General features: G+C 50.6%; 2 rRNA genes. Both read right to left on the bottom strand.

Features of this window, described 5'->3' with window-relative positions:
• Position 1 precedes the first annotated feature (1 nt).
• Positions 2-117 (bottom strand): 5S ribosomal RNA (gene rrf / locus HCB49_RS14280).
• A gap of 77 nt (positions 118-194) precedes the next feature.
• A 23S ribosomal RNA gene (locus HCB49_RS14275) occupies positions 195-3126 on the bottom strand.
• Between the last annotated feature and the right edge of the window lie 169 nt (positions 3127-3295).

Genomic DNA, 3295 nt, shown 5'->3' with positions numbered 1-3295 from the left:
TGCCCGGCAGCGACCTACTCTCGCAGGGGGAAGCCCCCAACTACCATTGGCGCGGAGAAGCTTAACTACCGTGTTCGGGATGGGAACGGGTGTGACCTTCTCGCCATAACTACCAGACAATATTGAGTTGTTGAAAGATTGCTCTCTCAAAACTAGAGAAGAAAGGGTTCAGTTAGGTAACTTCGTTTCATTTTTTGGTTAAGTCCTCGATCGATTAGTATTTGTCCGCTCCATGTATCGCTACACTTCCACTCCAAACCTATCTACCTGATCATCTTTCAGGGATCTTACTTTCCGAAGAAATGGGAAATCTCATCTTGAGGGGGGCTTCACGCTTAGATGCTTTCAGCGTTTATCCCTGCCACACATAGCTACCCAGCGATGCTCCTGGCGGAACAACTGGTACACCAGCGGTGTGTCCATCCCGGTCCTCTCGTACTAAGGACAGCTCCTCTCAAATTTCCTGCGCCCGCGACGGATAGGGACCGAACTGTCTCACGACGTTCTGAACCCAGCTCGCGTGCCGCTTTAATGGGCGAACAGCCCAACCCTTGGGACCGACTACAGCCCCAGGATGCGACGAGCCGACATCGAGGTGCCAAACCTCCCCGTCGATGTGGACTCTTGGGGGAGATAAGCCTGTTATCCCCGGGGTAGCTTTTATCCGTTGAGCGATGGCCCTTCCATGCGGAACCACCGGATCACTAAGCCCGACTTTCGTCCCTGCTCGACTTGTCAGTCTCGCAGTCAAGCTCCCTTGTGCCTTTACACTCTGCGAATGATTTCCATCCATTCTGAGGGAACCTTTGGGCGCCTCCGTTACTCTTTAGGAGGCGACCGCCCCAGTCAAACTGCCCACCTGACACTGTCTCCCCACGCGCTAAGCGTGGCGGGTTAGAATGGTCATACAGCCAGGGTAGTATCCCACCATTGCCTCCTCGTATGCTAGCGCACACGTCTCTTCGGCTCCTACCTATCCTGTACAAGCGGTACAAACATTCCATATCAGGTTGCAGTAAAGCTCCACGGGGTCTTTCCGTCCTGTCGCGGGTAACCTGCATCTTCACAGGTACTATAATTTCACCGAGTCTCTCGTTGAGACAGTGCCCAGATCGTTGCGCCTTTCGTGCGGGTCGGAACTTACCCGACAAGGAATTTCGCTACCTTAGGACCGTTATAGTTACGGCCGCCGTTTACTGGGGCTTCAATTCGTACCTTCGCCGAAGCTAAGCACTCCTCTTAACCTTCCAGCACCGGGCAGGCGTCAGCCCCTATACGTCACCTTACGGTTTTGCAGAGACCTGTGTTTTTGCTAAACAGTCGCCTGGGCCTATTCACTGCGGCTCTCTCGGGCTTGCACCCTAATAGAGCACCCCTTCTCCCGAAGTTACGGGGTCATTTTGCCGAGTTCCTTAACGAGAGTTCTCTCGCTCACCTTAGGATTCTCTCCTCATCTACCTGTGTCGGTTTGCGGTACGGGCAGTACTACTCTTCCTAGAGGCTTTTCTTGACAGCGTGAAATCAGGAACTTCCGTACTTAATTTCCTTCCCCATCACAGCTCATGCTTCGCGAGAAGCGGATTTGCCTACTTCTCACACTCACTGCTTGGACGCACATTTCCATTCGTGCGATTCCCTATCCTTCTGTGTCACCCCATCGGTTAAACAATTAGCACTGGTACAGGAATCTCTACCTGTTGTCCATCGCCTACGCCTATCGGCCTCGGCTTAGGTCCCGACTAACCCTGAGCGGACGAGCCTTCCTCAGGAAACCTTAGATATTCGGTGGAAGGGATTCTCACCCTTCTTTCGCTACTCATACCGGCATTCTCACTTCTAAGCGCTCCACCAGTCCTTCCGGTCTGACTTCACCGCCCTTAGAACGCTCTCCTACCACGAACCTCTAATGAGGTTCATCCACAGTTTCGGTAATATGTTTAGCCCCGGTACATTTTCGGCGCGGGGTCACTCGACCAGTGAGCTATTACGCACTCTTTCAATGGTGGCTGCTTCTAAGCCAACATCCTGGTTGTCTAAGCAACCCCACATCCTTTTCCACTTAACATATATTTTGGGACCTTAACTGGTGGTCTGGGCTGTTTCCCTTTCGACTACGGATCTTATCACTCGCAGTCTGACTCCCGAGTATAAGTACATGGCATTCGGAGTTTATCTGAATTCGGTAACCCGAGAAGGGCCCCTAGTCCAAACAGTGCTCTACCTCCATGACTCTTTACCTCGAGGCTAGCCCTAAAGCTATTTCGGAGAGAACCAGCTATCTCCAAGTTCGATTGGAATTTCTCCGCTACCCACACCTCATCCCCGCACTTTTCAACGTGCGTGGGTTCGGACCTCCAGTAAGTATTACCTTACCTTCATCCTGGACATGGGTAGATCACCTGGTTTCGGGTCTACGACCTGTTACTTATGCGCCCTATTCAGACTCGCTTTCGCTACGGCTCCGCTTTTTCCGCTTAACCTTGCAACAAATCGTAACTCGCCGGTTCATTCTACAAAAGGCACGCTATCACCCATTAACGGGCTCTAACTACTTGTAGGCACACGGTTTCAGGAACTGTTTCACTCCCCTTCCGGGGTGCTTTTCACCTTTCCCTCACGGTACTGGTTCACTATCGGTCACTAGGGAGTATTTAGCCTTGGGAGATGGTCCTCCCGGATTCCGACGGAATTTCACGTGTTCCGCCGTACTCAGGATCCACTCTGGAGGGAAAACCATTTCAACTACCGGGCTGTTACCGTCTTTGGCGGGCCTTTCCAGACCGCTTCATTTATAGCTTTCTTTTGTAACTCCGTATAGAGTGTCCTACAACCCCAAGAAGCAAGCTTCTTGGTTTGGGCTCTTTCCGTTTCGCTCGCCGCTACTCAGGAAATCGATTTTTCTTTCTCTTCCTCCAGGTACTTAGATGTTTCAGTTCCCTGGGTCTGCCTTCCTTACGCTATGTATTCACGTAAGGATACTATCCGACTAAAGATAGTGGGTTCCCCCATTCGGAAATCTCTGGATCAACGCTTACGTACAGCTCCCCAAAGCATATCGGTGTTAGTCCCGTCCTTCTTCGGCTCCTAGTGCCAAGGCATCCACCGTGCGCCCTTTCTAACTTAACCAATTTACTTCTACGAAGTAAAGGTTGTTTTTCTGATTTTCTGTATCAGCGATGATACTTCCAATCAGATGAAAGATTCACTTTCAGATGATTCTCGGTTACTTGTGTCATAAATAATAAATTATCTATGCTAACTTTACTAACTTTCTTATCTAGTTTTCAAAGAACAA

It is taken from the genome of Listeria cossartiae subsp. cayugensis, from assembly GCF_014229095.1.
Lineage (GTDB): Bacteria > Bacillota > Bacilli > Lactobacillales > Listeriaceae > Listeria > Listeria cayugensis.
The sequence above is the reverse complement of the archived record's forward strand: the minus strand, read 5'-3'. Positions and strand labels throughout refer to the sequence as shown.